This is a genomic window from Syntrophorhabdaceae bacterium, assembly GCA_028698615.1.
Taxonomy (GTDB): domain Bacteria; phylum Desulfobacterota; class Syntrophorhabdia; order Syntrophorhabdales; family Syntrophorhabdaceae; genus Delta-02.
Window position 1 is genome coordinate 1 of record JAQVWF010000021.1, and the last position, 26181, is coordinate 26181.

General features: G+C 56.2%; 24 protein-coding genes and 1 tRNA gene. 7 read left to right on the forward strand and 18 right to left on the reverse strand.

Annotated features, from left to right (window positions below; all coding sequences use genetic code 11):
* The first annotated feature begins 198 nt into the window (after positions 1 to 198).
* The 4 genes from PHC90_08770 (at position 199) to PHC90_08785 (ending at position 3586) form a co-directional block, all read left to right on the forward strand.
* Positions 199 to 690, forward strand: coding sequence for a hypothetical protein (locus tag PHC90_08770; GenBank protein MDD3846441.1), 492 nt, complete (start codon positions 199 to 201; stop codon positions 688 to 690).
* A 546-nt stretch (positions 691 to 1236) separates the two neighbouring features.
* Positions 1237 to 1773 carry a hypothetical protein gene (locus PHC90_08775; protein MDD3846442.1) on the forward strand — a complete coding sequence of 179 codons (537 nt, stop codon included), beginning with the start codon at positions 1237 to 1239 and terminating at the stop codon, positions 1771 to 1773.
* Between the two features lie 104 nt (positions 1774 to 1877).
* The gene (locus tag PHC90_08780) at positions 1878 to 2321 is read left to right on the forward strand and encodes a hypothetical protein (protein ID MDD3846443.1); all 444 of its coding nucleotides are present in this window, start codon (positions 1878 to 1880) and stop codon (positions 2319 to 2321) included.
* Between the two features lie 341 nt (positions 2322 to 2662).
* A complete protein-coding gene (locus PHC90_08785; protein MDD3846444.1) occupies positions 2663 to 3586 on the forward strand; it encodes a DUF882 domain-containing protein in 924 nt (307 codons plus the stop codon).
* A 106-nt stretch (positions 3587 to 3692) separates the two neighbouring features.
* On the opposite strand, the gene PHC90_08790 is transcribed toward PHC90_08785, so the two are convergent.
* The 18 genes from PHC90_08790 to rplU all read right to left on the reverse strand — a co-directional run bounded on the left by PHC90_08790 (position 3693) and on the right by rplU (position 24068).
* Positions 3693 to 4337: an acetate--CoA ligase family protein gene (locus PHC90_08790; protein ID MDD3846445.1), complete on the reverse strand. Its 645-nt coding sequence runs from the start codon at positions 4335 to 4337 to the stop codon at positions 3693 to 3695.
* Positions 4338 to 4341: 4 nt separating this feature from the next.
* Positions 4342 to 5739 carry a CoA-binding protein gene (locus PHC90_08795; protein MDD3846446.1) on the reverse strand — a complete coding sequence of 466 codons (1398 nt, stop codon included), beginning with the start codon at positions 5737 to 5739 and terminating at the stop codon, positions 4342 to 4344.
* An 85-nt stretch (positions 5740 to 5824) separates the two neighbouring features.
* On the reverse strand, positions 5825 to 6037 hold the full coding sequence (locus PHC90_08800; protein ID MDD3846447.1) for a hypothetical protein: 213 nt from the start codon (positions 6035 to 6037) through the stop codon (positions 5825 to 5827).
* The gene (locus PHC90_08805; protein ID MDD3846448.1) at positions 6034 to 8349 is read right to left on the reverse strand and encodes a 4Fe-4S dicluster domain-containing protein; all 2316 of its coding nucleotides are present in this window, start codon (positions 8347 to 8349) and stop codon (positions 6034 to 6036) included. The genes PHC90_08800 and PHC90_08805 overlap by 4 nt, the downstream gene beginning before the upstream one ends.
* Before the next feature lie 116 nt (positions 8350 to 8465).
* Positions 8466 to 11195 carry a molybdopterin-dependent oxidoreductase gene (locus PHC90_08810; protein MDD3846449.1) on the reverse strand — a complete coding sequence of 910 codons (2730 nt, stop codon included), beginning with the start codon at positions 11193 to 11195 and terminating at the stop codon, positions 8466 to 8468.
* A gap of 397 nt (positions 11196 to 11592) precedes the next feature.
* Positions 11593 to 12459 carry a DUF2520 domain-containing protein gene (locus PHC90_08815; GenBank protein MDD3846450.1) on the reverse strand — a complete coding sequence of 289 codons (867 nt, stop codon included), beginning with the start codon at positions 12457 to 12459 and terminating at the stop codon, positions 11593 to 11595.
* Entirely contained in the window at positions 12456 to 15506 is a 3051-nt protein-coding gene (locus PHC90_08820) for an AsmA-like C-terminal region-containing protein (GenBank protein MDD3846451.1), read from the reverse strand. The genes PHC90_08815 and PHC90_08820 overlap by 4 nt, the downstream gene beginning before the upstream one ends.
* Complete coding sequence (locus tag PHC90_08825) at positions 15506 to 16198, reverse strand: ComF family protein (protein MDD3846452.1); 693 nt, start codon at positions 16196 to 16198, stop codon at positions 15506 to 15508. Before PHC90_08825 ends, PHC90_08820 begins: the two co-directional genes overlap by 1 nt.
* A complete protein-coding gene (locus tag PHC90_08830; GenBank protein MDD3846453.1) occupies positions 16191 to 17387 on the reverse strand; it encodes a 2,3-bisphosphoglycerate-independent phosphoglycerate mutase in 1197 nt (398 codons plus the stop codon). Before PHC90_08830 ends, PHC90_08825 begins: the two co-directional genes overlap by 8 nt.
* Positions 17384 to 18757 carry a tetratricopeptide repeat protein gene (locus PHC90_08835; protein MDD3846454.1) on the reverse strand — a complete coding sequence of 458 codons (1374 nt, stop codon included), beginning with the start codon at positions 18755 to 18757 and terminating at the stop codon, positions 17384 to 17386. The genes PHC90_08830 and PHC90_08835 overlap by 4 nt, the downstream gene beginning before the upstream one ends.
* A 3-nt stretch (positions 18758 to 18760) precedes the next feature.
* Positions 18761 to 19114, reverse strand: a complete 354-nt coding sequence (locus PHC90_08840; protein ID MDD3846455.1) for a TraR/DksA family transcriptional regulator — start codon at positions 19112 to 19114, stop codon at positions 18761 to 18763.
* Positions 19107 to 19481, reverse strand: a complete 375-nt coding sequence (gene rsfS / locus PHC90_08845) for a ribosome silencing factor (protein ID MDD3846456.1) — start codon at positions 19479 to 19481, stop codon at positions 19107 to 19109. The genes PHC90_08840 and rsfS overlap by 8 nt, the downstream gene beginning before the upstream one ends.
* Positions 19482 to 20117, reverse strand: a complete 636-nt coding sequence (gene nadD / locus PHC90_08850; GenBank protein ID MDD3846457.1) for a nicotinate-nucleotide adenylyltransferase — start codon at positions 20115 to 20117, stop codon at positions 19482 to 19484.
* 10 nt (positions 20118 to 20127) lie between these two features.
* On the reverse strand, positions 20128 to 21372 hold the full coding sequence (locus PHC90_08855) for a glutamate-5-semialdehyde dehydrogenase (GenBank protein MDD3846458.1): 1245 nt from the start codon (positions 21370 to 21372) through the stop codon (positions 20128 to 20130).
* Positions 21369 to 22484 (reverse strand): glutamate 5-kinase, encoded by a 1116-nt coding sequence (gene proB, locus PHC90_08860; protein MDD3846459.1) that lies wholly within the window; start codon positions 22482 to 22484, stop codon positions 21369 to 21371. Before proB ends, PHC90_08855 begins: the two co-directional genes overlap by 4 nt.
* A 3-nt stretch (positions 22485 to 22487) precedes the next feature.
* Positions 22488 to 23498 (reverse strand): GTPase ObgE, encoded by a 1011-nt coding sequence (gene obgE, locus PHC90_08865; protein MDD3846460.1) that lies wholly within the window; start codon positions 23496 to 23498, stop codon positions 22488 to 22490.
* A complete protein-coding gene (gene rpmA / locus PHC90_08870; GenBank protein MDD3846461.1) occupies positions 23498 to 23749 on the reverse strand; it encodes a 50S ribosomal protein L27 in 252 nt (83 codons plus the stop codon). Before rpmA ends, obgE begins: the two co-directional genes overlap by 1 nt.
* A 1-nt stretch (position 23750) precedes the next feature.
* Positions 23751 to 24068, reverse strand: coding sequence for a 50S ribosomal protein L21 (rplU, locus tag PHC90_08875; GenBank protein ID MDD3846462.1), 318 nt, complete (start codon positions 24066 to 24068; stop codon positions 23751 to 23753).
* A gap of 145 nt (positions 24069 to 24213) precedes the next feature.
* Here rplU and PHC90_08880 point away from each other — a divergent pair.
* The 3 genes from PHC90_08880 to fbp all read left to right on the forward strand — a co-directional run bounded on the left by PHC90_08880 (position 24214) and on the right by fbp (position 26164).
* Positions 24214 to 24289, forward strand: a tRNA-Pro gene (locus tag PHC90_08880).
* A gap of 28 nt (positions 24290 to 24317) precedes the next feature.
* The gene (gene surE / locus PHC90_08885) at positions 24318 to 25067 is read left to right on the forward strand and encodes a 5'/3'-nucleotidase SurE (protein ID MDD3846463.1); all 750 of its coding nucleotides are present in this window, start codon (positions 24318 to 24320) and stop codon (positions 25065 to 25067) included.
* A complete protein-coding gene (fbp, locus tag PHC90_08890; protein ID MDD3846464.1) occupies positions 25064 to 26164 on the forward strand; it encodes a fructose-1,6-bisphosphate aldolase/phosphatase in 1101 nt (366 codons plus the stop codon). Before surE ends, fbp begins: the two co-directional genes overlap by 4 nt.
* Positions 26165 to 26181 lie beyond the last annotated feature (17 nt).

The window sequence follows — 26181 nt, forward strand, 5'->3', positions numbered from 1 at the left end:
CCTGTAAGAGAGTTTTTCACGAAGATTGATCTATTTCATCTTTCCACTGGCAATAGTTACCTTCCTTGAATCTTGTTGACATTTGTACAGTACAATATCAGAGTGGTATGTATATTGACATCAGGAGTAGAGGGTAGATGAACCTCATTTGTATAATCAAGTTATCTGTTCGTTGCGGGCAGAAAAGAGGAGGATGAAATGAAGAAGACGATGATCTTGCTGTTTACCGTGCTGTTGGTCTTGGTGGTGTCCATGGCTTATGCGGAAGAAAAGCAATGGGCAGATCAAACCATACTGTCTCCCGAGGAACAAATTGAATACTTAAGTGATTCCATCAAGACGTATGACGGTATTATAAAGGATATCGATGAAGTTATCGGTATCTATCAGAACCAGAGAACCTCCATTATTGAAGAGCGTGCCAGGCTCGGTGTTTATAAAGAAATGCTCGTATCCTCCAGCCAAAAACCGCTAAAACTGAGAGGCGCCGGAAAGGAAATTGTAGGTTATACAACTGCCGGCGCTTTAGGTGCGGTGAGTCCTGCAGGCGGTGTAGCTTTAGCAGTAGGAACAGGGATAAACGCAGCCCTTGACCACTCCATAAAAGTAGTGGAACAACGTAACCAAAAAATAGAGCAAAAGTTAAAAGAACAGCGAGAATGGAAAGCCTCGCATCCAGGTAAAAGATAGCAATGAAAAGAACATCGGTGACCTTCTTCTGAAGGTAAGAAACTCAGATCGTCCAGGGGGTGACAAGGGGACGTTCGGTAAAACATAAGTGACTTTTTTCAGGAGAGCTTCAACCTCTTTCTCCTGCCAATGTCCCTGCTCGGCGCAGCGCCCTGGAGAATAGCGGGAAGGGAATCTGAGGGATTGAGTTATTTACTTATTAACGAACGCTACCTGCCCCGGTTTTGCACCCACCTCTGTCCGCAATGAGCATCGAACGAGCCGAAGGCGCGTAACGGGTGGGAGCCGGAGCGTGGCTGCTCGGGGATAAGTTCATGCGCTTCGCGTCTCGGCCAGACGGCGTCGACCAACTATATGAACGTCTGTGGGAGCCGGAGGGGACTTTATTTCAACCGGACATGGTGATAGGATGCAGTTGCGCCATACGTATATTTTGGATTTTACTTAATATAGTGCGGGAATTTGCGTTTCGTTTTATTCCGGCAAGCTCAGTTTAGCTGATATACTGATAAAGAGCACATTCTTATATATCGACGGGAGGTAATAATGAAGCGCTTTTATTTGCCAATGACTTTGGCACTGGTTTTCTTGTTGGCCGGAGTTCTTGCCGCTGGTCCGGTGCTGGCTAAGAAGCCCCCCTGGGCAGGTGGTGACACGCAAGATAAGGGCAAGTCCAAGGAGACCCAGGAAAGGTATGATGGGAAAGGGGGCCCTGACCGCGGGAAATCCCAGGACAAAAAGGGTCCTGATGGGAAGGGACATCGCTACTTCACTGAACAACAGCGGGTTCACATTCACGATTATTATGGGCAACAGTATAAAAAAGGCCACTGCCCGCCGGGTCTTGCCAAAAAGCACAATGGTTGCATGCCGCCCGGACAGGCGAAGAAATGGGTGGTCGGACGGCCGCTGCCGAGGGATGTCGTCTTCTACAATCTCCCGCAGAGCGTCCTCGTGCAACTGGGACCGCCGCCGTCAAAGCACCGTTTTGTGCGCGTGGCGCAGGATATCCTGCTCATCGCGACAGGGACCGGTATGGTGGTGGATGCCATTGATGACCTGAACTGGCAATTCGATCGTTAGGGAGCAGGAGGGGAGCAATACGGCAAATGCACTACAGACAAATTGGTTGTTTGATCAGCCTGGTGATATTTTTTACATGGATCCCTTTAGCATTCGCCGAAACGATGCCTGAAAAGGCGCAACGTCATGAATACAAGGCTGAACAGGTACTCTCCGTTCCGGATGTTATAGGCGTGTTGATCTCTCTTTCAAACAAGCAGATCTGGCAAGTAAGGGGAAATTGCGGCTTACACCTTATCGATTTTAAAAATGTCTATCCCAACAGAGACGGTTGGGTAAACACCAAAACAGGATTTTCTTTAACCAGCGTACCAGAGGCAAGGTATGAATCCAAGCAGGTGGATGGACTCATATTGAAATACAATTATATCGCAAATACATGTCCACCGGGTGAACATCAGAAAGATTACAATTGCTTTGGTGAAGCGCTGATTGAAGTTGAGATCGTGTCAAAAAACCTTGTAAAGATAATACAAAAACCTATAAGATGTGACCCCAACAATTATATCCCGAGGGGTGAGCGATCATGTACATTTCAGAGAAACTAGAGGGCGAATTGCTCATTCCTTCCTGAAAGCCGAAATGGCAATGTGAGATCGAAGCTTTCACGAAGCAAGAAGAATAGTATCCCCGGGCAGATATTAGCTTAAGGATCACGGGACCCGTTGCGCTTTCGGGGAACGCGGACCGGGCACAAAAGTGACCGGGACCGATGCGTCTGACTGCACGGGGGGGGGATAAGGCCACGCGCCCCGCAACCCGCCGCAAACCTCAGAAGGGCGCCCCCAAAGCTTCGCCTTGCGGCATTTATATGGGTTGCATATCCTCTGGCGGCCTATTATAATTCTGCATGAATCCCTCCAGAATATTGCCCTCGCTCTTTCAGCTCATGTACCGGTCTTTGTTGATCGCCGTTTCACTGATCATACTCTTCCCTTGTCCTGGCACGTCATCATCGGACCCTGTGCGTTTCTTTCGGACGGGGGACGGCACGATAAGCATACGGAATGAGCACAATGGACGAGAAGCGACGGTGAATCTTTTTGATGCCGACGGCAGGTTCAATGAAAAGGCTCTCGATGCAATCGACGGGGTGTTTGGTTTTTCCGACGGTCGGAAGGGAGAGCATATCTCTCTAAGGCTTCTCATCTTACTGGATTATTTCTCTGACAAGGTCGCTCCCGGTAAGATGATCCATCTCATTTCAGGCTACAGGAGCCCTGCCTATAACCAGAAGCTGAAGAAGTCCGGCGGCAACGTGGCAAGGACGAGCACTCATATGGACGGCATGGCCCTGGATTTCTACCTGGAGGGGATAGGCGGCAAGGTCCTGTGGGAGGCTATTCGCAAGGAGAATTGCTGCGGAGTCGGCCATTACGGAGGCAAGAGCATTCACCTCGATTCCGGAAAGCCCCGCTTCTGGGAGGCGGCAACGTCTAAGACCGGCACGAGGGAAAGTGAATTCAACCGCAAACTCTACCTGTCAACCGAATATGATCGCTACAGGCAAGGAGAGAAGGTCCGCTTCCTCCTCACTTCCTTGAGTGATTTTCCATTCGGGATCCGCAAGACAGCCGCATTGGTCAAGGATGGTGAAGGAAAGAATGACGCGGCGGTGCTGACAATTCAAGGCCGGGGCGAAGAAGAGTGCGTCATGGTCAATGACAGGAACGCGTCGCGATCGATCCGGGCAACGCTGCCCGCGGGATTGGAAGCGGGTCGATACAGAATTCGATTTGATTTCTGCAGAAGACCATTTGAACAAATGCCAACCAAGACCTTATCAAACGAGATAGAGATCGTTGGAGAGTGACATCCTGAAACCCTGAGATTTCCAAAAGGCATCTCATGTGAAGATGCGAGGGATGTCCCCCCGTCCCCGGTGATCGCATCCAACTGACACCGTCAGGCTCGGGGTCTCACTGTATCTTTATCCTGGCGTCACAGATCCGGATACCATGAGAGGAGACAAATACGGGGTTTAGATCCATTTCCCGTATTTCGGGACGGTCTGCAAGAAACGTTGAGATCCGGAAGAGAAAACTCTCGATCGCCGCGAGATCGACGGAACCATTTCGAGGGTTCTTCAGCACTTCGCACCCCTTCAGTTCTTCCAGCATATCCTTCGCATCGGAAGGTCCCAGCGGGACCAATCTGAAGGAAACGTCTTTCATCGCCTCCACAAAGATGCCTCCCAGTCCGAACATCAGAACGGGTCCGAACTGTGGATCGCTGAGCATCCCCACGATCACCTCGATACCGCCGCCTTGTTCCTGCACCATAACCCCGTCGAGTCTCCTGGATGTGTCCGAGGCAAAGCTTCCGACGATCTCCCTGAATGCTTCTCTCACCGCGGTTTCGTCCTTGAGAGAAACGCGTATGCCGCTCGCTTCCGTCTTGTGTATCACGTCCGGAGACGAAAGCTTCAGCGTCACCGGAAAACCTATCTCCCCCGCCTTGTCTGCGGCCTCGTCCTCGTTCTTTGCCAGACAACTTTTCAGGACGGGGAACCCCTGTTCTTCAAGGAATGTTATGGCATCTACCGAGAGTATCAATGCTCCCACGTTCTCACCCCGTCCCTTTCGTTAACAGTCTGACCTTCCACAGGTTGGCCATGGCATTCACAGCCCGTTCGGGCGTGGGAAGGATCGCTGCCCCTTTGCTGCGGTCAAGCGCCTTTATAGGCTCGTCCCATATGCCGGGAGGAGCGGTGAAGCAGGCAATGACAGGTTTTCGAAAAGGGTCCACGGCCTTCATATATTCAACCATCCCCTCTGCCAGCTTCAGGTTGGCCGACGCATACATGGCAAGGAAGATGACGCCATCCGTCTGTTCGTCGTCGAGCACCGTCTTCAGGATCTCGATGATATTTCCGGGATTGTACCATGCAGGCCCCATATCCACGGGATTGGAGCGGATGGCGATGGGAGGCAGAAGGTCGTTGATCCTCCGCTGGGTGGCCTCTGAAAATTCCGACAGCCTGAGCCCGCACGGCTCGAGGGCATCGGAGGCGATCATCCCCGGACCCGCCTGGCCGGACAGCACGGCTATGCGGGTTCCTCCCGGCAAGGGACATGAATCGATGGCTTTTGCCGCATCGAGAAGCTCTTCCGCCGTGGCGACCTCCAGGATCCCCGCCTGGCGAAGGGCGCCTTTCCAGATCGCGTGGTTCCCGGCAAGGGAACCGGTGTGGAACCGGCTCGCGCTGTCGCCCTTTTCGCTCTTACCCGCCTTCAGCGCGATGATGGGCTTCTTCCCGCGAAGCGACCTCGCGGCATCGAGAAGCTTCCTCGGCTCGTCAAGCCCCTCTATATACAGGGCCACCACCCGCGTTGTGTCGTCGGTCTCAACGAGATGCGTGAGAAGCTCGGGGAAGTCGACGTTGCAGCGGTTGCCGAGGCTCATGAGCTTCGACATAGCCACCCTCTGCTCGATCGCGAGAAAACCGCAGAGATGGCAGATGCCCCCGCTCTGGCTTATGAGGGCGACACCGCCTTTTTCGATGCGTGAGAACTCGGATGTGAAGGACGCGTTCACCGCGGAACTCAGGTTGACGAAACCGAAGGTATTCGGCCCGATGATGGGCAAACCGTACCGCCCCGCTATCTCCCTGATCTCTTCTTCCAGGGCGCCGCCGCCGGGGTCCTCGATCTCCTTGAAGCCCGCCGTGATCAGCACCACCCCGCTTACGCCCTTGCGCCCGCACGCGTGAAGTGTTTCCGGCACCGCGCGGGCGGGCACGGCGATGACCGCCAGGTCGACCTCCCCCGGTATCGCTTCCAGCGAAGGGTACGATATGAGGCCCCAGATCTTCTCGCCCTTTGGATTAATGGGAAATATCTTTCCCCGGTAATTGCCGACAAGGCTCTTCATCACGTGATAGCCGAGCTTGTCAAAGCTGTTGGATGCCCCGATGACCGCGACGGAGGCGGGAGAGAAAAGCCGGGTAAGTCTTTCATTCGTCATGCAGCCCCCCATATCAACGTGTTGAACGAAGTCCCCCCTAATCTGTAGCACGGCAACGGGGAAAAGACAACCGGTAAGGCCTCCTTCACTTGTCTTCCAGCATCTGCTCCACCTGGGCCATCTTGCCGAGGGCTGTTTCCTCGGAGACGAGGACCATACCGCAGGAGGGGCAATGGGGCAGATCGGTGGTGAAACGGTTTCCCATGTATTCCACGGTGACCGGTCCCGATACAATATCGCACCGGCATCGTTCACACTGCCACTTCAATTCGTCCCTCACCGTCTCCTCGCTCTTCATGAGACCCTCAGCTCCATGCGATGACTGTAAGCATTGTAGACAACGAACCCTTCGGCGCCCCTGCCGTACTCAACCCAGAAGGTGACCTTGCGGGGCCTGAAGGCGGCCTTGAAACGGCCCGTCTCGGGATGAAAGAACTTTTCGCCGCTCATCTCGGCATGATGGATCACCTTCCGCAGGTCCTCGTCCAGGATGCGCCGCTCCTCCAGCAGGACCCGCACCTCAGGTTCTATCTCCAGCTTTATCTTCCGGTGCTCGGCGGTCCTCATCAGCGGCTCCGACCAGAGATCTTCGAGGAAACGGTCTTTGAGGCGGGAGCGATTCTCCTGCCTGCGCGACCAGCCTGGGTCTTTGAGGGCCGCCGGATCGGGCACCCGCGGGTCCGGAAAGAGAAGGTCCAGAACGTGGAGGACCCGTTTGCCCGCCGATGCCAGCCTGTCCCGGCACATGGCGCAGTAGGCCAGGTAATCCTCTTCGCTTCTGCGGGCCCTCACGCGCGCCGTCTCGCGGGCCATCTCCGGGTTGGCATTCTGCTGAAGCCCTCCGAAGCCGCAGCACTCGGTCCTCGCCCGGCCGAGTTCGAGTTCCCCGACGCGGACTCCCAGCCGGCCCAGTATATGCCGGACCGATGTCTGAATACCCGGTTCGGACCTCGTGGTGCAGGGATCGTGAAGGACGAGGGATGGTTCGCGGGAGGTCCCGGGCGGTATTGGTCCCTCCATCTCGTCGAGCACCGTCCATAGAGAGGTCACCGCGACCTCCGGCAGGTGGTCCTTGAAGATCCGAAGGCAGGTGGAGCAGGCAAATATCAGTTTCGGCCCGCCCAGGCTGCTCCATTGCCCCATGACCGCTTCGAGACAGGAGGCGAACTGCTCCCTGGAGCCGGCCCACCAGGCCGGCGCCCCGCAGCATCCCAGCATGAGCCCCACCCCTCCCGTAAGCCTGGACCGCAGGTACTCATAGACGGCGATGACCTTGTCCGGTTGAGAGCCCGAAAGCTGGCACCCCGGGAAAAAGGCCTGGGCGCTCGCCTTCAGGCCGGGTCCATGGCGGGCGAGGGCAAAGCGGTCGCTTAAGCTGAAGGCCATATCCTGCAGGGCGAACTCATGAGCAGACGGAGGCATCTTGCCCCTCTCGACCATGCTTTCCCGTGCCTCACGACAAAGGTCCTGCATGGCAAAGCCTTCGGGGCAGACCGCCTCACAGAGTCCGCAGAGACTGCAGGAATTGATGAGCTTGTTCGCCTGATGCGCACCCCTGACAATGGATTCGTTGTTATAGATCTCCCGCGTGTATTTCCTGGGGTACGCTCCGAACCGTTCCAGGTAGACACAGACCTTGACGCATTCCAGGCACTGGCATTGAAGGCACCGGCGCGCCTCGTGGAGGGCCTCCTCGCTCGTATAGCCCTTCGGAGGGTCCGACGCCTCTATGGCCGGCAGGGGTATAACATCGGTGATACCGGCGAAGAGACGTGTCGGCAGGGGGCCTTCCTTTTCCCGTCCCGCGGTGAGAGACACCCTCTGGAGATAACGGTCCATGGAATTCGCGGCGAAGCGGCCTTCGGCCGCCTGCCAGACAGGCGATATCCGGCCGCCGCGGGGCAGCCCGCCCGCAAAAACGCCTTCGCGGCTCGTCCCTTGCGTCCCGGGGTCGACACGGATGCTTCCCGTATCATCCTCTTCCAGGCCCCACGGTCCCGCGCGCAAGGAATCCAATCCCACATACACGGCTCCGAAGGATTGGAGACAATTGTCCAGGAAACCAGGCCCATCCGCAGCGGCGCCCGGCTGGATCTCCATCCCGAGTTTCACCAGGAAAGCTATTTCATCTTCGATGACCTTCCAGGGCAATAGATCCGGATAACCCTCCGCCAGCGATCCACCCGGTCTTTTCCCCGGTTCGAAAATGCAGACGCCATACCCTTTGCGCAGGCAATCCCAGGCCGCCGCCAGACTGCTCAATCCGCTGCCGGCTATGGCAATGCGTTTTCCCCGCGGGGGCAGAGGAAGAAGCTTCTGGGGTTCCGAACCCTGGCACACGCAATAGCGCTCCAGGGCGCCTATCCGAATGGCCTCCCCCGCCTCGGACCTCTTGCAGTGCTCCTCACAGGGGGCATCACAGATGCGTCCCAGGATGTTGGGCAAAGGCATTGTCCTGCGCAGCGTCCCCAGCGCCTCCTTCCGGTCCGACCGAGCCAGATGCCCGACGAAGGCGCGGACATCGATGTGCAGGGGACAGGCGGCGGCACACCAGGGGAGCTCGTCCTGGATGCATTGGTCTTCCCGCCGACGCAGTTCTTGTTGGTCCATAGTGATAGCATTTGAGGACCCGGGGGGCCAGGAGTTCCGCAAACCTCCCCGCCCCTCGGGTCCGGTCTTAATATTTACGTTTCACAGTGCATCACGATCGTTTCTCCCGACCCTTTCTACTTCCCGGCCTTGAGCCCGGTCAGGACCTTTTCCGGCAGGGCCGGAAGATGCCTGATGCGCACCCCCGTGGCATCGTAAATAGCGTTGATGACGGCCACATGGGACGAGGTCAGGGGAAGCTCGCCCGCCCCTGCGGCCCCGAAAGGCCCGTTTTCACGGAAAGTCTCCATATAATGGATATCGATCTTATCGGGGATGTCTTTCGAGTAAGGCAATCCGCAGGCGTGAAGGGAGGTATGTTTCTTCAGGTCCTCAAAGTCTTCCGTGAGGGCAAGGCCGATGCCCTGGGCGACACCTCCATAGATCTGACCATCGACGACCAGTTTGTTGTTGATCTTACCGACATCGGCCATGACGGTGAAGCCTTCGACTGCCGTTTTTCCAGTCTTCGCATCGACGGCCACCTCGGCCATGAACATACCGTACATGTAAACAGGGAAAGGTGCTCCCTGGGCCGTTTCCAGCGAGCAGGCGGTGCACATGGAGGCGGTCCAGACGCCGGAGTAGGAAAGCGCCATCTTTTCCGCGACCATCTCCTCGTAGGTGCGATAGGTGCCGTCGGGCTTGCGCATGGCAGCGAGGAGGAGCTCACAGCCGTTCTTGATCGCGTTGCCCGTCATCACCTGGGAACGGCTGCCCCCGGCGGGACCTGAGTTGGGCGTCAGGGCCGTATCGTTCATCACGAGGTGGATCTGTTCCGGAGTCAGTCCCAGGGGCCTCAACGCCTTGTGGGCCGTGCCCAGGGTTCCCATGTCGGCCCCCTGGCCGTGGTCTTCCCAGGCATTGAAGACCGTCACGGTGTTGTCCGGGTTCAATTCAACGCGCATCTCGGAACTGTCCGGCCCGTCAAGACCGCAGCCGTAAATGCCGAGCGATATCCCCACGCCTCTCTTGATATCATCGCTGGAGCCCGCTCTGGCCTTCTTTCTGGCCTCCTGGTACAGCGGGCGCAGTTTGTCGATCATATCCGCAAAACAGAGGACCTCCGGCGTCTGGCCTGTCGGAGTCGTGTCTCCCGGCCGGTAGACATTGCGGGCCCGCAGTTCCAGGGGGTCCTCTCCCATCTTCGCCGCCAGCTCATCCATCAGGCTCTCGCCGGCAAAGAAGCTCTGCGGTGAACCGTAAGCCCGGAAGGCGCTTCCCCATGCGTGGTTGGTGCAGACCGTCCTTCCCTCGCCCCGGATATTGGGGATGCCATAGCCGGCGCCGATGAACTGGGCCCCCCGCATGGTCACGAGGTCCCCGAATTCCGAATAAGGCCCATGATCGACGCTCCAATCGCTCTCCATGGCGAGGAGCTTGCCGTCCTTGTCGGCCCCGTACTTGACCTTCATCCAGAAGGGCGAGCGCTTGCCGGTGTAAGTGATGTGCTGGTAATAATTGTAGCGGAGGAAGACGGGGCGATTCGTGGCCATGCAGGCCGCCCCGAGGAGGGCCTCCATGGTGGGACTGAACTTGTATCCGAAGGTGCCTCCCGAGGGGTTCTGGATGAGGCGCAGCTTTTCCGGCTCAACACCGAGCCCGGGGGCGATCATCGCGTGATGGAGATGGATGCCGATGCTCTTGGAGTGGATGGTCAACCGGCCTTCATCGTCGTAGTACGCGAGGCCGACATCCGTTTCCATCGTCATATGGGGCTGGCGCTGCAGGTAGTATTCCCCTTCCACCACGTGCGCCGCCGTGGACATGATGGGCGCCGTGTCCTCCCCCTTTATGATGGGGATCCTGAAATAGATGTTCGGAGTGCCGGGATGGATCTCTATGGCGTCCTCCGCCATGGCGGCGGGCGCACTCATGTAGGCCGGCAGCTCCTCGAGGTCGACCTTGACCTTCACGGCGGCCGCTTCAGCCGCGCCTTGAGTATCGGCACAGACAATCGCGATGGCGTCCCCATACTGGTACACCTTGTCGTCGCACAGGATAGGGCGGTCCCAACCATCGCCGGCATTGGTGGGAAAAGTAATGAGGCCGGTGATCCGGTTCTTGCCCTTCACATCCCTGTGGGTAACCACCTTGAAGACCCCGGGCATCTTTTCGGCCTCCGAAATATCGATGCCCTTGATGTTGGCATGAGACACCTTTGCCTGGACAAGAGCCAGGTGGAGGGTGTCGGCGGGCATCTTCAGCCCCAGGTCGTCGCCGTAATCGAGGGCGCCCGTCACCTTGGCAACCGCCGATGGCCTCGGGTACTTGCTGCCCCATATTTCGCCGTCGGCGGGCATCCTGAAGAGAAGCTCCGAGGCATCCATCTCGCCGCGGAGCACCTTCGCGGCGTCCATCACCGCGTCGACTATGGGTTTATATCCGGTACAGCGGCAGGCGTTGCGGTGACCACTGAACCATTCGCGGACCTGCTCCCGGGTGGGATTCGGGTTCTGAGCCAGGAGGACTCTCGCCGAGACGATGAATCCCGGCGTGCAGAAACCGCACTGGGCGCCGCCGTGGATGATCCACGCAAGCTGCAGGGGGTGGAGACTGCCAGGCGCGCCTATCCCCTCGATGGTGGTTACACGGGCCCCTTCGGGCACCCTCGACATCTTCGTGATGCAGGAGCGGACCAGCTTATCGTCCATGATCACGTTGCACGCGCCGCACTCACCCTGCCCGCAGCCGACCTTGGTCCCTGTCAATCCGAGCTGACCGCGAAGAACATTCGCCAGAGACTCGTCCGCCTGGGCAATCACCGTTCGATTGGAACCGTTAACACTAATTGTTCTCTTGATCATGCCGAACTCCTCCCTTTTTCAGGTTATCCTTTCTATTATCCTTTCTATCCAGAACTCCCGACCGACACGAAACTGATCCTTTTAAGACTATTATGGCACACTATTTTCGATTTGTTTACCCTCCCCACACCGGGGCAAAGGGATTTTATTCTTTCTATTACTTTTCAAAGAGGACAAAGGGGGAATTTCTTTTCCTGCGGGACCCATAAAGGCAGGTTGGTTCCTTTGGGCCTTGTTTTTGCTTGTGGGAATGGGGAAGGACATATCCTTTTCTCTCCAGTCGAAGGGTACGGCGAGAATGCCGCCTGATCACGGGAGGCTCCGGCGTCAGGCGGACGCCTTTCTCTGCGTCCTCTGCGAGCTTGAGCGAGAAACGAACGGGCGTGAGATCAGCGCTTCAGGCTTCCTCCGTACCTTCCAGTGCGCGGCGCAGCGCTTCGGCTTCGGCTTCGCTCAGGGTCTTCCTTTCTTTCGCCATCTCCAGGGCCATCTTCGAAAGCGCCAGGTAGATCTCCTTGTGCAGCGCCATGTCCTTCATGGCGGCAAGATGGGAACGGACGGTCTTGTCGTCTCCCCGAACAATGGGACCCGTCAGGGCCGCAAGGGGGCCCTTGTTCTCTATGTTCTTCATGGTCGCCCGTATGATGGGGAGGAAGGGTTCAAGACCGGCATCTATCCTGTCCATGACGCCCGTCCCGGAGTACATGAGGGCGGAAAGGAGATTGCAGACGAACACAGCGGCAAGATGGTAGAACACCTTGTCCTTTCCCGCGATGGTATAGACCCTGGCACCCAGGTTCCCGGCGATGACCCGCAGTACCGCCAGCGCTTTCTCGTCCCCCTCGATGAATATGCTCGTGTCGGGGAGGACGTCGATGGCGCTTTCGATATCGGGAAAGGTCTGAAGGGGGTGAAGCGATCCCAGGTGAGCGCCCTTCTCATCGAGGGGAGAGAGTATCGAAGAGGGATCGGCGCCGCTGGTGTGGAAGAAGAGTTTCCCCCCAAGATCGCCAGCCGCGTCAAATATCCCGCGGGCAACACCGGCTATCACCCTGTCCTGCGTGGCAATGGCCACGGTGGTGCAGGTTTCTACGACCTCCATGACGTCCGTCGTGAAGAGCATATCAGCGCCGAGAAAGCCTCGTGCTGTCTCCAGCGCCGACGGGAGCCTGTCAGCAATGGCAATGACATCGACCCCGTTGCCCCTGAGAACATATCCCAGGGAGATGCCGACCTTTCCCGCACCTATGATGCCGATCTTCATTTCTTCTCAAAGACCTCTCTCGGAAAAACGAGGATGTTCCTCAGGATCTCCAGTGATTTCGTGCCCACCGTTCCCACGTAGTTCGTATCGATATCGGGATCGTCGAATGGCCCTGATACCTTGTAGGTGACATAGAGAAAACCCTTGTTCTTGTTCTTGAGGATGCTCCTCACGATGGGGATCTTGTCGATCGTCCTGTCGAGCGCCACAAGTGGCGACACTTCCAGCGTCGCGTCGATGGTCTCCTTGTTGATGTCTATGTCCCCGGCACCGGTTATGACCATGGAGGAGCTGTCGAGAAGAAAGTTTTTCGTGTGGCATATCCCCTTGTTGATGGTAAGGGAAGCACCCAGCTTGCTATAGGTCAACCCGTCCTTACCGAAGTCGATCTTGCCCCTCACGAGGTCGTAGACGTTCAGAAGGGCGAATATCCTGGAGAGGAGCTTCCATCTCTTGATGACCCCGTCCCTGCTGTAAACGGATGTGTCGCCGACGAGATTGGCCTTGAAATCCTTCACCGTTGTCCCCTCCGTCCTGAGGGTGCCGTTAATGAACGCCTCACCCGATATCTCCTTGGATTCACCTCCCACAGCGCCAAAAAAGAGCCCGGCCTTCGCCCTGGCAATTCTTCCGTTCCCGTACAGCGAGGGCACTGCCCCGGACAGGTCGATCATGCCCTTTACGTCCGTCTCGCCGTCAAATATGCGCAGCTTGAAGTCCGATACGTTTATCTTCCTGTCCGCCATGAAGGCATTGATCTCGAGGTCCCTGCCGGAGGTGTCGCCGAAACCGATCTCCTTCGCCCGGAACGATACATTTCCACTCGAACGCGCAAGCACGCCGTTCTCCCCGATGCTGCGCAGCCTGAACTTCTTGCCACTCTTGAAATCCGCCGTATTGAGCTTGTCCATGCCGACAACAAGGTCAAACCTGGGCCGCTCGAAACCCTTCACCTTGAGGGAAGCTCTCTTCAGGACGCTTTGGCCCGTCTTTAATCCACTTACCACAACGTCGAATTCGTGACCGCGAAAATCGGCGGTGAGGTCGATATTGCTGAGGACCTTCGGAATACCGGGTATCTTCATGAAGCCCTTTTTCATGGTGGCGGAACCCACAACCCAGGGCAGCTTCGTCATGGGGAAGAAAAGGTCCTTGACGGCAAGCTCGATGGAGAGCTCTCCGCCCCTGAGGTCTCGGCTCAGGTAGAAAAGTGACGCCGCCTTTCCCGTATCCTTTGCGCGCAACGTGACCCGGCTGTCTATCCTGCCGTCTTTGCTTACAGCGCCCGAGGCGCGGACATTGATTATACCGAGATTGCCCGAAATGTCATCGACGACTATATCGCCCGTCTTCTTCCGAGCGAATTTTACCATGGCCCTGCTGTTGACACCCCTTGTCTTTCTTATGAACCCCGGAACCCCGAAGGCGATATCATCCATGTTGATGTTCCCGCTCATTGCGATCTGCCCGTCGGCCACACTGACCTGGGCATCGACGAGCGCCATTCCCGATACCTTGCCCGGTCTTGCCCTGATCCTTCCCGGAAGAGCCGAGTCGACGTAGCCCTTCAGGGAGGTTGTGAGACCGTCCGGGCCCCACTTCCCCCGCATGGTAACGTTCGTTTCCTTCCCTGTCACCACGACGGGATCGAAAATCAGTTCCCGTCCGGCCAGCCGGAACGATCCGTCCACTCCAAAGAACTGCCCTCTCCATGAAAGCTCCGCGCCGTTTACCCTTCCTGAGCCCCCCAGTTTGACACCCTTTTCCTTTGCGCTGTCCACTTCGATCGTCCCCTGGGCGTTCCCTTTATGGACCACGACACCCCTCATGTCCACGAATTCGCCAAGGTGCTGAAGGTCGATGGTGTACCCGCCGGCAAGCCTTATCCGAGGTTTCTCACCAAAAGCGATGGTCCCCTTGACATCATGAAAGGTGCTCGCCCTGAACGAACCCTTTCCATCGGAGAAGGCTCCCTTGTCCTCCACGATGTTCAAAACACCGGAGATGTCCGTCAGGGTCTTGCCCTCATATTCTCCCTTCATTTTCTTCAATTCGAGCTGCGCGGTAAAGGGTGCCTTTTTTTCATAGGTTATCTTCCTGATCTTCAGGAACCCATCCTTGATATAGGTCCAAATATCGTAGCCAACTCCATCCACCTTCAGGTATTCCCTCACGGCGCTCATGGGAATGAGGCCGGACGTGATGTCGATGCGGGAAAAAAGGGCGCCTTTCATATTTACGTCAATCGTAAAGGGCGCATTCCGATAGGCCGTATCGTAAACGGCTATGTGGACATCGGACCCCTTCAAGGTGATCGTCGATCTCGCGGTCACCTTCTCGACAACGAGGGGTTTCCTTAGCCAGGTGTCCCGTATGGTGAGTTTCGGGGAATCACACCTCCCCGTGAGCGTCAGCACCCCCTCATAGAAGGTGAACCCGCCCTTTCCATTGACGGTGCCGGTCAGGATGCCGTTGATCTTTTCGAGACCGAAGGCGTCGACCTCGATGGATCCTTTGACCCGGTGTTTGTCCTTCTCTATGACGCTCTCCCCCACTACCCTGACCTTGCCGGCATGATCGGGATCGGTGATGGATGCAACAAAGCGAAGCGGTTTTTTCGTGTTGATGTTCTCGGCGACGATCGACCCTATGACGAGCTTGCGGCCTTCGCCGGTCACGACACCGTTGCTCACCTCAAGAAGCCCTATGGAAGTCGAGAAAGCCTCTCTCCCCATTTTGATCTTGCCAATGGCAATATCAAAATCCTTGATCGTCAGCCTGTCGAAGAATATCCCCCGCGAAAGCCACATCCGGGCACTCACCTGGCCAACTTTCCCCGAAAGGGGACCCTTGAACTGCATGTTCCCCAGAGTGACGGCCACGGTGCCGTCACTGAAAGAAATACCGGCCTTTTCAACCCTGACCCCCACGCCCGTCGATCGCGTAAGGACATGGGACACGACGGCGGGCAGGTTATATGCCGCAATGAAGACCGCAAGGAGAACGACAACAATACACAGGGAAAGGATGATAAAGACCTTTTTCATCACGGTGTCCTTGCAAGGGCGAAAAGGACCACGTCGGCGCAGCCGGCCTCCTTCAGGGTCCGCGCCGCCTCAGAGGCGGTGTATCCCGTCGTGAAGAGATCATCGACGAGCAGGATGCGCCCACCCTTGACCGATGACCTGTCGCGCACGTAAAAGGCGCCTCTCACGTTCTTCCGGCGGTCTTTCCTGGATAGGGTGAACTGGTCGCGGGTGCCGCCGCGCTTGGCGAGCGACCGGTGATCGACAACTCCGCCGGTGATTGCTGATATCTCATCGCAAATGATGTAGGATTGGTTGAAGCCCCTTTCGCGAAGCCTTTTTTCCGACACGGGAACGGGGACTATGCTATCGAATGCGCCGCAGAGGGAACGGATCTTCTCCGCGACAATATGAACAAGCTGCCTGCCGACATCCTTCCTGCCCTTGAACTTGAAGGCATGAACCGCGTCACGCAGGGCTCCTTCGTAATAGAAACCGTAGACACCCCGGGAAAACCCCATAGCCGCCGTGCTGCAGGCTGCACATGGGATGCGCCTTCCCAGCCATCTGCCGCATATGGGACACACTTCCGTCTCCTTGACGAACCGAAGGTCGTCGATGCATCGTGGACAAAGGATACTGCCGTCTGCGCCGCAGACAACACAGGATTCGGGGTAAAAGAGGGCTAATGCGCAGTTGAGAAGGCTAAGCACCGTACTTGTCGAGCCGCCCTCCATGGGCAAGGGCCAGAGGCATGAGTTCTTTGCTGTATATCGTCCCTACGCTCCCGACAACACAGTTCTTTTCATGAAAGGCAAGGCTGTCCGTTTCACCTGTTCCGGTGACGATAAGAAGGGGTACGGGATGCCAGCTGTGCCCTTTCAGCTGACAGGGCGTCGAATGATCGCCGGTGATAACGAGCGTCTTCGGATCGAGGCCGGATATCTCGGGAAGGATTCTGTCAACGTTCTCTATCGCCTTTACCTTTTCTTCGAAATTGCCATCTTCACCGGCAAGGTCCGTTTCCTTCACGTGGAAGAAAAAGAATTGATAGTCCCTGTAATTCTTCTTCAGTATGGCCAGGGCTTCGTCGTAGCTCCCCGGTTCATCCTTGACATCCATGCCGAGGACTTTCGCGATCCCCCTGTACATGGGATACGTCGCGATAGCGAGGGCCTTCATGCCATACTTCCCGGTAAAGGGTCTGATCTCCGGTTTCCCGGAAAAGCCGCGAAGCAATGCGCCGTTGGCCACCGGCTCGGCCTTCAGGAGCTCCATGACCCTGTCCATGAAACCGTTCACCACCCGGGCCGCACGTTCGGCATCCGCCGCCTTCGCCGAGGCGTGCACGAAGGGTTTGTTATCCTTGTGGGGATCGGCGTCGGTAAGCTTGTCGGAGAGGTCCGCGCCCCGGAATATGACGGCAAACCGGTGGGATTTGCCCGGTTTGATCATAACCTCGGCGCCTTCGACCTCCTTGATGGAGGAGCTGATCATGGAACAAAGCCGCTCCGTCTCTTCCGTCGGGATCCGGCCGGCCCTCCGGTCGGTCACGAGGCCTTCCCTGATGGTGCAAAAATTGGCTCGTGCCGCAAGGTCGCCGTCACGCAATTCCATGTTGAGGCCGAGGACTTCGAGAACGCCGCGGCCGATCTCGTGAACAACGGGATCATATCCGAAAAGGCTCAGGTGACCCGGACCGCTCCCTGGCGTGATCCCCGTACCGACAGGTATGATCCTGCCGAGGACACCCCTTTTCATGGCAAGGTCGTCGATGTTCGGTTTTTTTGCGGCTTCAAGGGGAGTCTTCAGATGGAAGGCGGGATTCGGAATGTCTCCGAGACCGTCAAGAATAAGAAAAATAACCTTGTTGTCATTCGACAACAGAAGCTCGTCTATCATAGTGAATCACCTCGGGTCCATTCTGCCTCATCGTAAAGCGTGCGCAACTCGTTCATGTCGGCGTGGAGGAATTCCTCTTTTTTCACATTTATCGTATTCCAGCTGTAACAGCTCTCGCAGAAGTCGCTCCATTCCTCCTTTATGGCCTGGCACTTGGTGCAGAAAAAAGGTATGTAGACCTGCTGTTCTATCGGAAAGGCGCCACGGAACTCCTCGACGGCGTTTTCCAGCTCTCCCCGGTGGATATAGGCCTCGGCCATCGCCCGATGGAGGCCCTTGAAGTCTTCTCCCTCGGCGATGAGCGTGTTGAGCGTATCAATGGCCTCGTCGATCATCTCTAGCCGCAGGCAGAGCCGCGCGTATAGAAAGGATATGAGGTGATCCTCGGGGGACACGTCGAGAACCCTCTGGTAGATCTTCAGAATGACGCCCGGATCTCCCCTGTCTATGTAAAGGTCTTCCATTTTCAACAGGAACTCGATATGGCCCGTCTTTGTGTAGCCCCTTCCATAGATCCGCCCGGCCTCATTGAGCTTGCCTGCCTTCTTATATGCCTCCCCGAGGAGGATGTACGCGGGTATGAAACGCTTATCGTCGCTTATGATCTCCTTGAGGTCATCGATGATCTTGTCCACGTTCTCGGAGAATCGCTCGTTGAAGAGGGTGTATGCCTTTTCGTACCGGATACCGATGAGCCGCCTCGCCTCTTCGTCGGTCTTGACGTGGCGCTTGATCTTCAATTCCACATCATAGGCTCCGGCCCAGTCTTTTTTCCAGATGTAGAGGTCCCGGAGCATCTTCAACGCCTTGAGACTCGATTCATTTATCAGGAGTATGTCTTTCAGCACACTTTCGTTCTTGCTGAAATCCCTGGAGGCTATATTCACCTTCACCTTCTTGAAAAGGACGTTTTCCGCCTTCCCAATGCTTGCCTCCGCGAGATCGAGGGCCCCCCTTGCTTTCTCGTAGTCTTCCATGGAAACGTAAATGTCGGCGAGGGCAATGTATGTTTCTTCCCGACCGGGGTTGGTGCGCGAAAGTTTGTCCAGGTGCTCTATGGCCTTGTCCCGGTCGCCCTTGAGGTCGTAATGCCGCGCCTTTTCGAGAAGTTCAAGGTATTCTTCGCTCTTACGCTCGGAGCGCTTCGCCATCCACGACGCTATCGTGGTCTTCACATCGTAGAAGAAACTGATAATGATCGATATGATAACACCGAGGCAGAAGGACGCTATTATGAACTCGGCCAGCGACAGTTCGACCGGCCGCGCCCCTCCGTAGTAAAACTTCACATTTTCCGGGTTCAGATGCGCAATGTAAAAATAAAAGACCAGAAAGAGCGCCAGAACGAAAAAGAATATCTTATACCGCATCCGTTATAACCCTTTCTCCTCCATTTGTCGCTTACAGGTTATACAATACCGTGCCACGGGATTTGCTTCAAGTCTTTTCTCGCTGATCTTCTCCTCGCATTCCTCGCAGATACCGTAGGTTCCCTTGTTCAATTTGTCGAGGGAATTATCGATGTCTTTGAGGAGGGTAAGGTCGTTGTCGCTTATACTCATCAGGATATCGGCGTTATAGGTGTTGCTTGCCGCATCGGCCATGTCCTGGGTCCCGTCCGTCCCGAGATTATAGGAATCCTCTTTCAGCTTTTTCGCCTTGTTAAGGATATTCTCGCGCATCTTGAGAAGTCTCTTCTGGTAGAATTCAACGGTTTCTTTATTCATTCCCCACCTCTATGTTCTTATTTTCTTTCTTGACCCTATGCCTCTTGGCCTCTATCCACAGGCTTTCCAGGTCGTAAAGTTCCCTGAGCGATCCAAGAAAGATGTGGACGATGACATTCTGATAATCAAGGATGATCCATCGCCCCTGGTCGTAACCTTCTACGACGGAGGGCTTCGTTTCTTCCTGTTTCATGCCTTCCCGTATCCCATCCGCGATGGTCCTTACGTGGCGTTCGCTGGTGCCGCTGGCGATCACGAAATAGTCGGCGATGTCCGTAAGACCGCTCAAGTCCATTATGACAACGTCGATAGCCTTCTTGTCGTCTGCCAGCCTTCCAAATACCTCTACCAATTCATCGGTTTTCATTCAGGACCTGTACAACCCCCTTTCAATTATTATCTTCTCCACGCCGGGCGGTACAAGGTACTTGATGGACCGGTTGCCCCGGAGGAGACTCCTCACCTTCGTCGAAGAAACATCAATCTTCGTCACCGGGCGAAGGTATATCTTTTTGCCTGACTCATGGCGGCAGGCATTGCCCTCAAGGGCCGTCAATTTCCTGCGCACGCCCTCCGGCAGCATGCCGGGGATATCGGCAGGCGGCGAAGACGGCCTCATCATGACGATAAAACCGGCATGGTAGAACAGTTCTTCGTAGTGATACCATGTGTCTATCTGCCTGAATGCGTCGGCGCCAATAATGAAATAGATTTCGTCAAAGCGCCGCTCCAGCTTCTTCAGTGTGTCGATGGTGTACGATATCCCGCCTCTTTTGATCTCGAGATCGGAGACCCTGAAAAAGGCGTTGCCTTTGACCGCTGCCTTAAGCATCCTAAGACGCTCCCCCGCAGGGCCGGCGGTGCCGGCGTCCTTGTGGGGAGGGACATGCGACGGAACGAAATAGACGCTGGCGAGATCGAAATCCTCCCTGATCTCCTCGGCAACACGCAAATGCCCCATGTGCACCGGGTTGAAAGTTCCGCCAAAAACGCCTATAGCCATAATATCGTCCTTACGTTCTCAATTGGCCGTCACCGAAAGCGAGGAACTTCGTTACCGTAAGCTCTTCGAGGCCCATGGGCCCGAAGGCGTGGAGCCTCGTGGTGCTGATACCCATCTCCGCGCCGAGGCCGAGTTGAAAACCATCATTGAGCCGTGTCGAGGCGTTGACAAGCACCAGTGAGGAGTTGACCTCGCGGAGGAATTTCCAGGCCCTGCCGTAATTCGTCGTTATGATCGCGTCGGTGTGACCCGAACCGTATTTCCTGATGTGATCGACGGCTTCATCCATGTCCCGGACGACCCTGACGGCCAGGGTGAGATCGAGGTATTCCATGGACCAATCCTGGGTCGTCGCCTTTTTTATGCCTGCGAGCACCGCCGCCGTCTTCTCGCATCCCTTCACCGTGACACCCTGCCGGGTGAGTTCCTTGTGAACCTTCGGCAGAAAGCTCTTTGCGATCTTCTCGTGGACGAGGAGGGTCTCGAGGGCGTTGCATGTCGCCGGTTTCTGCACCTTGGCATTGACGGCCACACCGACGGCCATCGCCTGATCGGCCTCGTCATCGACATAGATATGGCATACGCCCTTGTAATGCTTGAGGACGGGTATGCGGGAGCGTTCCACGATGCTGCGGATGAGGGCCTCGCCGCCGCGGGGGATGACGAGGTCTATCTCCTCTTCTCTTTCGAGAAGCTTGTAGATGTATTCGCGGTCTGATGTTTCGACGAACTGGACGGCATCGGGCGGGATCTTCGATCCCTCAAGGGTATCCACGATAAGCCGGTAGAGGGCCTTGTTGGAATGATACGCCTCGGAGCCGCCTTTCAGAATCACGCAGTTGCCGCTCTTCAGGCACAGCGAAAAGGCTTCTATCGTTACGTTGGGCCGAGACTCAAAGATGATGAGAATGACCCCGATGGGGATCCTCATCCTTCCCACGAGAAGGTTGTTGGGCCTCTTCCAGACCTTTACGATCTCCCCCACGGGGTCCGGCAGCGCGACAACGTCCCTCAAGCTCCCCTGCATCTCCCTGACCACCTTGTCGTCAATGCGAAGACGGTCGATGAGGCTCCCGGGCAGGCCTTCCTTTTCTGCGGCCTTTACGTCCTTCATATTCTCTTCATAGAGGTAATCCTGGTTCTTTTCGAGCGCCTGGGCGAGGCGTTCCAGCACCCCGTTCTTCTCGTCCGAAGACGCATGGGCCAGGATATCCGAAGCCCCTTTTGCTTTTTGAGCCAGCTTTTCCGGTTTCATATCACCACCATGTTGTCTCTATGGACAACTTCTTCCGTGTATTTATATCCAAGCTCTTTCTCGATATCAAGACTTTTCAGGCCCTTGATCCTCTCCATCTCGGAGGAGGAATAGTTCGCGATTCCCCTTGCCAGGATCGTGCCCGAGGCGTTCTTCATCTCGACGCAATCGCCGCTCGTGAAATGACCGTCGATCCTGACGATCCCGGAGGGAAGAAGGCTCTTGCCGTTACCGACAACGGCGCGCGCGGCCCCTTCATCGACCCAGATGACACCCTTGGATTTGAAGGCGAAGGCCGTCCACCATTTCCGGCGCGCGAGCTTTCGGCCCGGGAGAAAGAGCGTCCCGACCTGCCGCCCCTCGACCACCCGCAATATCACGTCCTTGCTGTCGCCGAGAACAACACGCGTGGGTATGCCGTACATGCCTGCCTTCTTGGCGGCCTCAAGCTTGCTCACCATGCCCCCTACGCTCTTCTCGCTCGCCGACTGTGCCGCGGTGCCCTCTATGTCCTCGTCGATCTTGCGGACGACGGGGATCATCTTCGCGTCGGGATAGCGGTTGGGATCGCGGTCGAAGAGCCCTTCCACATCGGAGAGGATGAGAAGAAGGTCGGCGGTGGCGATCTGTGCGATCAGCGCCGAAAGGTTGTCGTTGTCGCCGAACTTTATTTCCGTGAAGGAAAGGGCGTCATTTTCGTTGATCACGGGGACAACACCCATCTTCAGGAGGGTGTCCAGCGTATTGGTGAGGTTGAGGCAGCGGGCCCTGTTCTTTATGTCTTCATGGGTGAGAAGTATCTGACTCACCTTCATGCCCTTCTTTTCGAAGTTCTCCCGGTACATCTTCATGAGGAGGACCTGGCCGATAGATGCCAGGGCCTGCCGTTTTGCCATCTCCTTGGGCTTGCGGGCGAGGCCGACGGTCTCCATGCCGCAGCCGATCGCACCCGAGGAAACAATGATGACATCCGTGCCCGACTCTTTCACCTTCCTGACCTGCCGGGCAATGTCCCGTATCTTGCCGGTACTGATCTTCTTTGCATCATCGAGCAGGACAGAGGTCCCTATCTTGATAACGAGACGGTTCATGTGTGTACCTTGCTTCTTCATAGCTCAGCCCGCCTGGTTGAGACCCTGCCTCAGCGCCTCGATACCTTCGGAGATCGCCAGGATCAGTTCATCCATGCCCGCAAGGGTAAGAGCGCTGACAACAACTGCTTTCTCGCCCTTTCTTTTCAGGTACGACCTCAACCGGGCGGCCACATCCCGTCCCACGAGGTCGGCCTTGTTCAGTATCACGAGCCTGCGCTTTTGCAGCATCGCCTCACTATAGCTTCCCAGCTCTTCGAGGAGGGTCTGATAGTCTCCTTTCACGTCGCTGGAAGAAAGGTCGAGAACGATGAGAAGAGCATTCGTTCTCTCAATGTGTTTCAGGAAGGCGAGTCCCAGGCCTTTTCCCTTCGACGCCCCCTCGATGATGCCTGGAATGTCGGCAATGACAAAGGTCTTCTCGTTGTCATCGAGGACCCCCAGGGCAGGCGTGAGGGTGGTGAAGGGGTAGTCGCCGACCTTCGGTCTCGCCTGGGTGAGACGGGAGATCAGCGTCGACTTTCCCGCGTTGGGATGGCCGACGAGACCGACATCCGCAAGAAGCTTGAGATCAAGATAAAGATGGCGCTTCTGGCCTTCTTCGCCGGTGTCAAACCTTGTGGGGGCCCGATGGGTCGGCGTGACGAACCGCGTGTTCCCTCTGCCGCCTCTGCCGCCGAGAGCCGCAATACGGGTTTCGCCGTCCCTGAGAACCTGGAATAGAAGGTCTGATGTATCATGGTCGTAGACGACGGTGCCGAGAGGCACGCTTATTATGACGTCCCCGCCTTCCCTGCCGGTCTTTTTCTTTCCTGCCCCGGCCTTTCCGTTCTCAGCTTTGTAGTTGCGCTTGTATTTGAAGTCGTGGAGGCTTGCGAGGTCTTTCTTCCCTGCTATGATAACGTCTCCTCCCTTCCCGCCATCACCGCCGTCGGGTCCGCCTCGCGGAATAAACCTTTCTCGTCGGAAACTTACACAGCCACTCCCACCTTTTCCAGCCTCAACATATATGGTCGCTTCATCTATGAACTTCATCAAACAGCTACAACATGCGCCCTTCTCTTGTCACCTGCCGTGTCGAATTTCACGATTCCGTCTATCAAGGCAAAGAGGGTGTCGTCCTTGCCGATGCCAACATTCTGCCCGGGATGGATCTTCGTTCCGTGCTGCCTGACAATGATGCTGCCGGCCTTGATCACTTGACCGCCATACATCTTGACGCCGAGTCTCTGACCCTTGCTGTCCCTGCCGTTGCGTGAGCTACCGCCTGCTTTCTTGTGCGCCATGTTATGCCTCCACGATGATCTTTTCTACAAGCAATTCCGTGAAAGCCTGCCGGTGGCCTCTTTTCACCTTGTAGTCTTTCCTTCTCTTGTATTTGAAGATGGTGATCTTCTTGTCTCTTGCCTGTGCAACAACCTTTCCGTTGACATACGCACCCGAGACATAGGGGCTCCCAATGAGTGTTGCCTCGCCGGTATTGACGGCAAGAACGTTTTCGATCTTCACTTCGTCGCCTTCGCTGCCAGCGAATTTTTCGAGCCTTACTTTCTTACCTTCTTCGATCTTATACTGCTTCCCGCCGTTCTCGATGATCGCATACATGTGATACTCCTTAACTTTAGTTCTGAAAAAAACTACATATATTATGATAAGGACGCGGGAAAAGTCAATAGAAACGAGTGATGAAGGCAACAGAGCGCCTAAAACTGTGGACTTTTGGGGCACTATCCGTTATATTGATGTCCATCGGGGCGTAGCGCAGCATGGTTTAGCGCACCTGCTTGGGGTGCAGGAGGCCGCAGGTTCAAATCCCGTCGCCCCGATATTTTATTTTTTAAGACCGGGTATTTCTTGCTCATTCTTCTTACCAACGACGACGGTATCCATTCAAAGGGGATCGTCACCCTCGGCAGGCATCTGTCGGCTCAACACGAAGTCTATATGGTTGCACCCGAGCGTGAACGAACGTGCGTGGCACACGCGGTCACCCTCCACAAACCCCTCAGGATCCGCCAGGTCTCACACCGCGCATACGGGACGAACGGAACTCCTGCGGACTGCGTTCTTCTGGGCATCAGCGTCGTCCTTCCCCGAAGGCCGGACTTTGTCGTCTCGGGGATAAACACGGGACCGAACATGGGCCAGGACGTGAATTACTCAGGAACCGTGGCGGCGGCAAGGCAGGGAGCCTTTCTGGGCATCCCGTCGATGGCTGTCTCGGTCTGCGCGCGCGAGGGATTTCTTTTCGATGATGCGGCGGCCGTTGCGTGCGCCGCGATCAAAACGCTTACGGAAGGGGTCTTTCCCGAAAGCACCGTCGTGAACATCAATATTCCCAACGTTCCGCGCGAAAACCTCAGAGGTTTTTCCGTGACAAGGCTCGGAAAAAGAATATATAATGATATTGTTCATGAAAGGGTCGATCCACGGGGCGGAAAATACTACTGGATAGGCGGCAATGGTGAGAAATACGAGCGCAAGCGCGGCACCGATTTTTATGCCGTAGAAAGGGGCTTTGTTTCCGTCACACCCCTGGGTCTCGATATAACGGACACAGGTTCGATGAAACTTTACCAAAAACACTTCAGGAGGTTGTTATGAAGACAACATTATCCATTATCAAGGCTGATATCGGGAGCATCGGCGGGCATATCAAGCCGAGCAAGAAACTGATCAAGCGGGTAATAGAATTTGTAGAGTCCGAAGGCAAAGATCTCATGAGCGACTTTTTCGTAAGCCATACCGGCGACGACGTTGCGATACTTTTTGCGCATACGAACGGGGTGGGCTATGAAAAGCTCCACAAGCTTGCCTGGGATGCCTTTATCGCGGGTACGGAGGTGGCGAAGAAACAGGGACTCTACGGCGCCGGTCAGGACCTTCTGAAGGACTCTTTCTCGGGCAACGTCAAGGGCATGGGCCCTGCCGTCGCGGAGATGGAATTCGAGGAAAGACCGAACGAACCCTTCGTCATGTTTGCCGCGGACAAGACCGACCCCGGGGCCTACAACCTGCCCCTCTACCTCATGTTCTGCGACCCCATGTATAATTCGGGCCTCATGCTCTCGCCGAACATGGCGAAAGGCTTCAAGTTCGTCATCATGGACGTTGAGCACACCGAAGGCGACAAGGTCATCGAGCTCAACGCCCCCGAAGAACTGTACGATATCGCCGCCCTGCTCAGGGACAACGAACGGTACGTCGTGGAATCCGTCTATTCCCGCGAAACCGGAGAGATCGCCGCTTCCGCCTGCACCTCGCGGCTCCACAATATCGCCGGGAAGTACACCGGCAAGGACGACCCCGTCATGCTCGTTCGCTGCCAGGGCCCCTTCCCGGCCACCGGCGAAGTGCTCGCGCCCTTCAACATCGGCCACTACGTAGCCGGCTTCATGCGCGGAAGCCACACGGGTCCCCTCATGCCCGTCAAGATGAACTCCAGCGTCTCCTACTTCGACGGGCCGCCGGTTGTTGCCGCCATGGGTTTCTGCGTGCACGAAGGCAAACTGACGGAGGCAGCCGACTGCTTCGATCATCCCTACTGGGACTACATCAGGACCAACGTCTCACGGAAGGCCACCGAGCTCAGGCAGCAGGGCTTCTCCGGAGCGGCGATGCTCCCCTACAGCGAACTGGAATACGGCGGCATCGTAAAGAAAATGGAAAAACTGGGACCGAAGTTCAAGGTAAGAGGATAGAGACAGTTTCAGGTTTC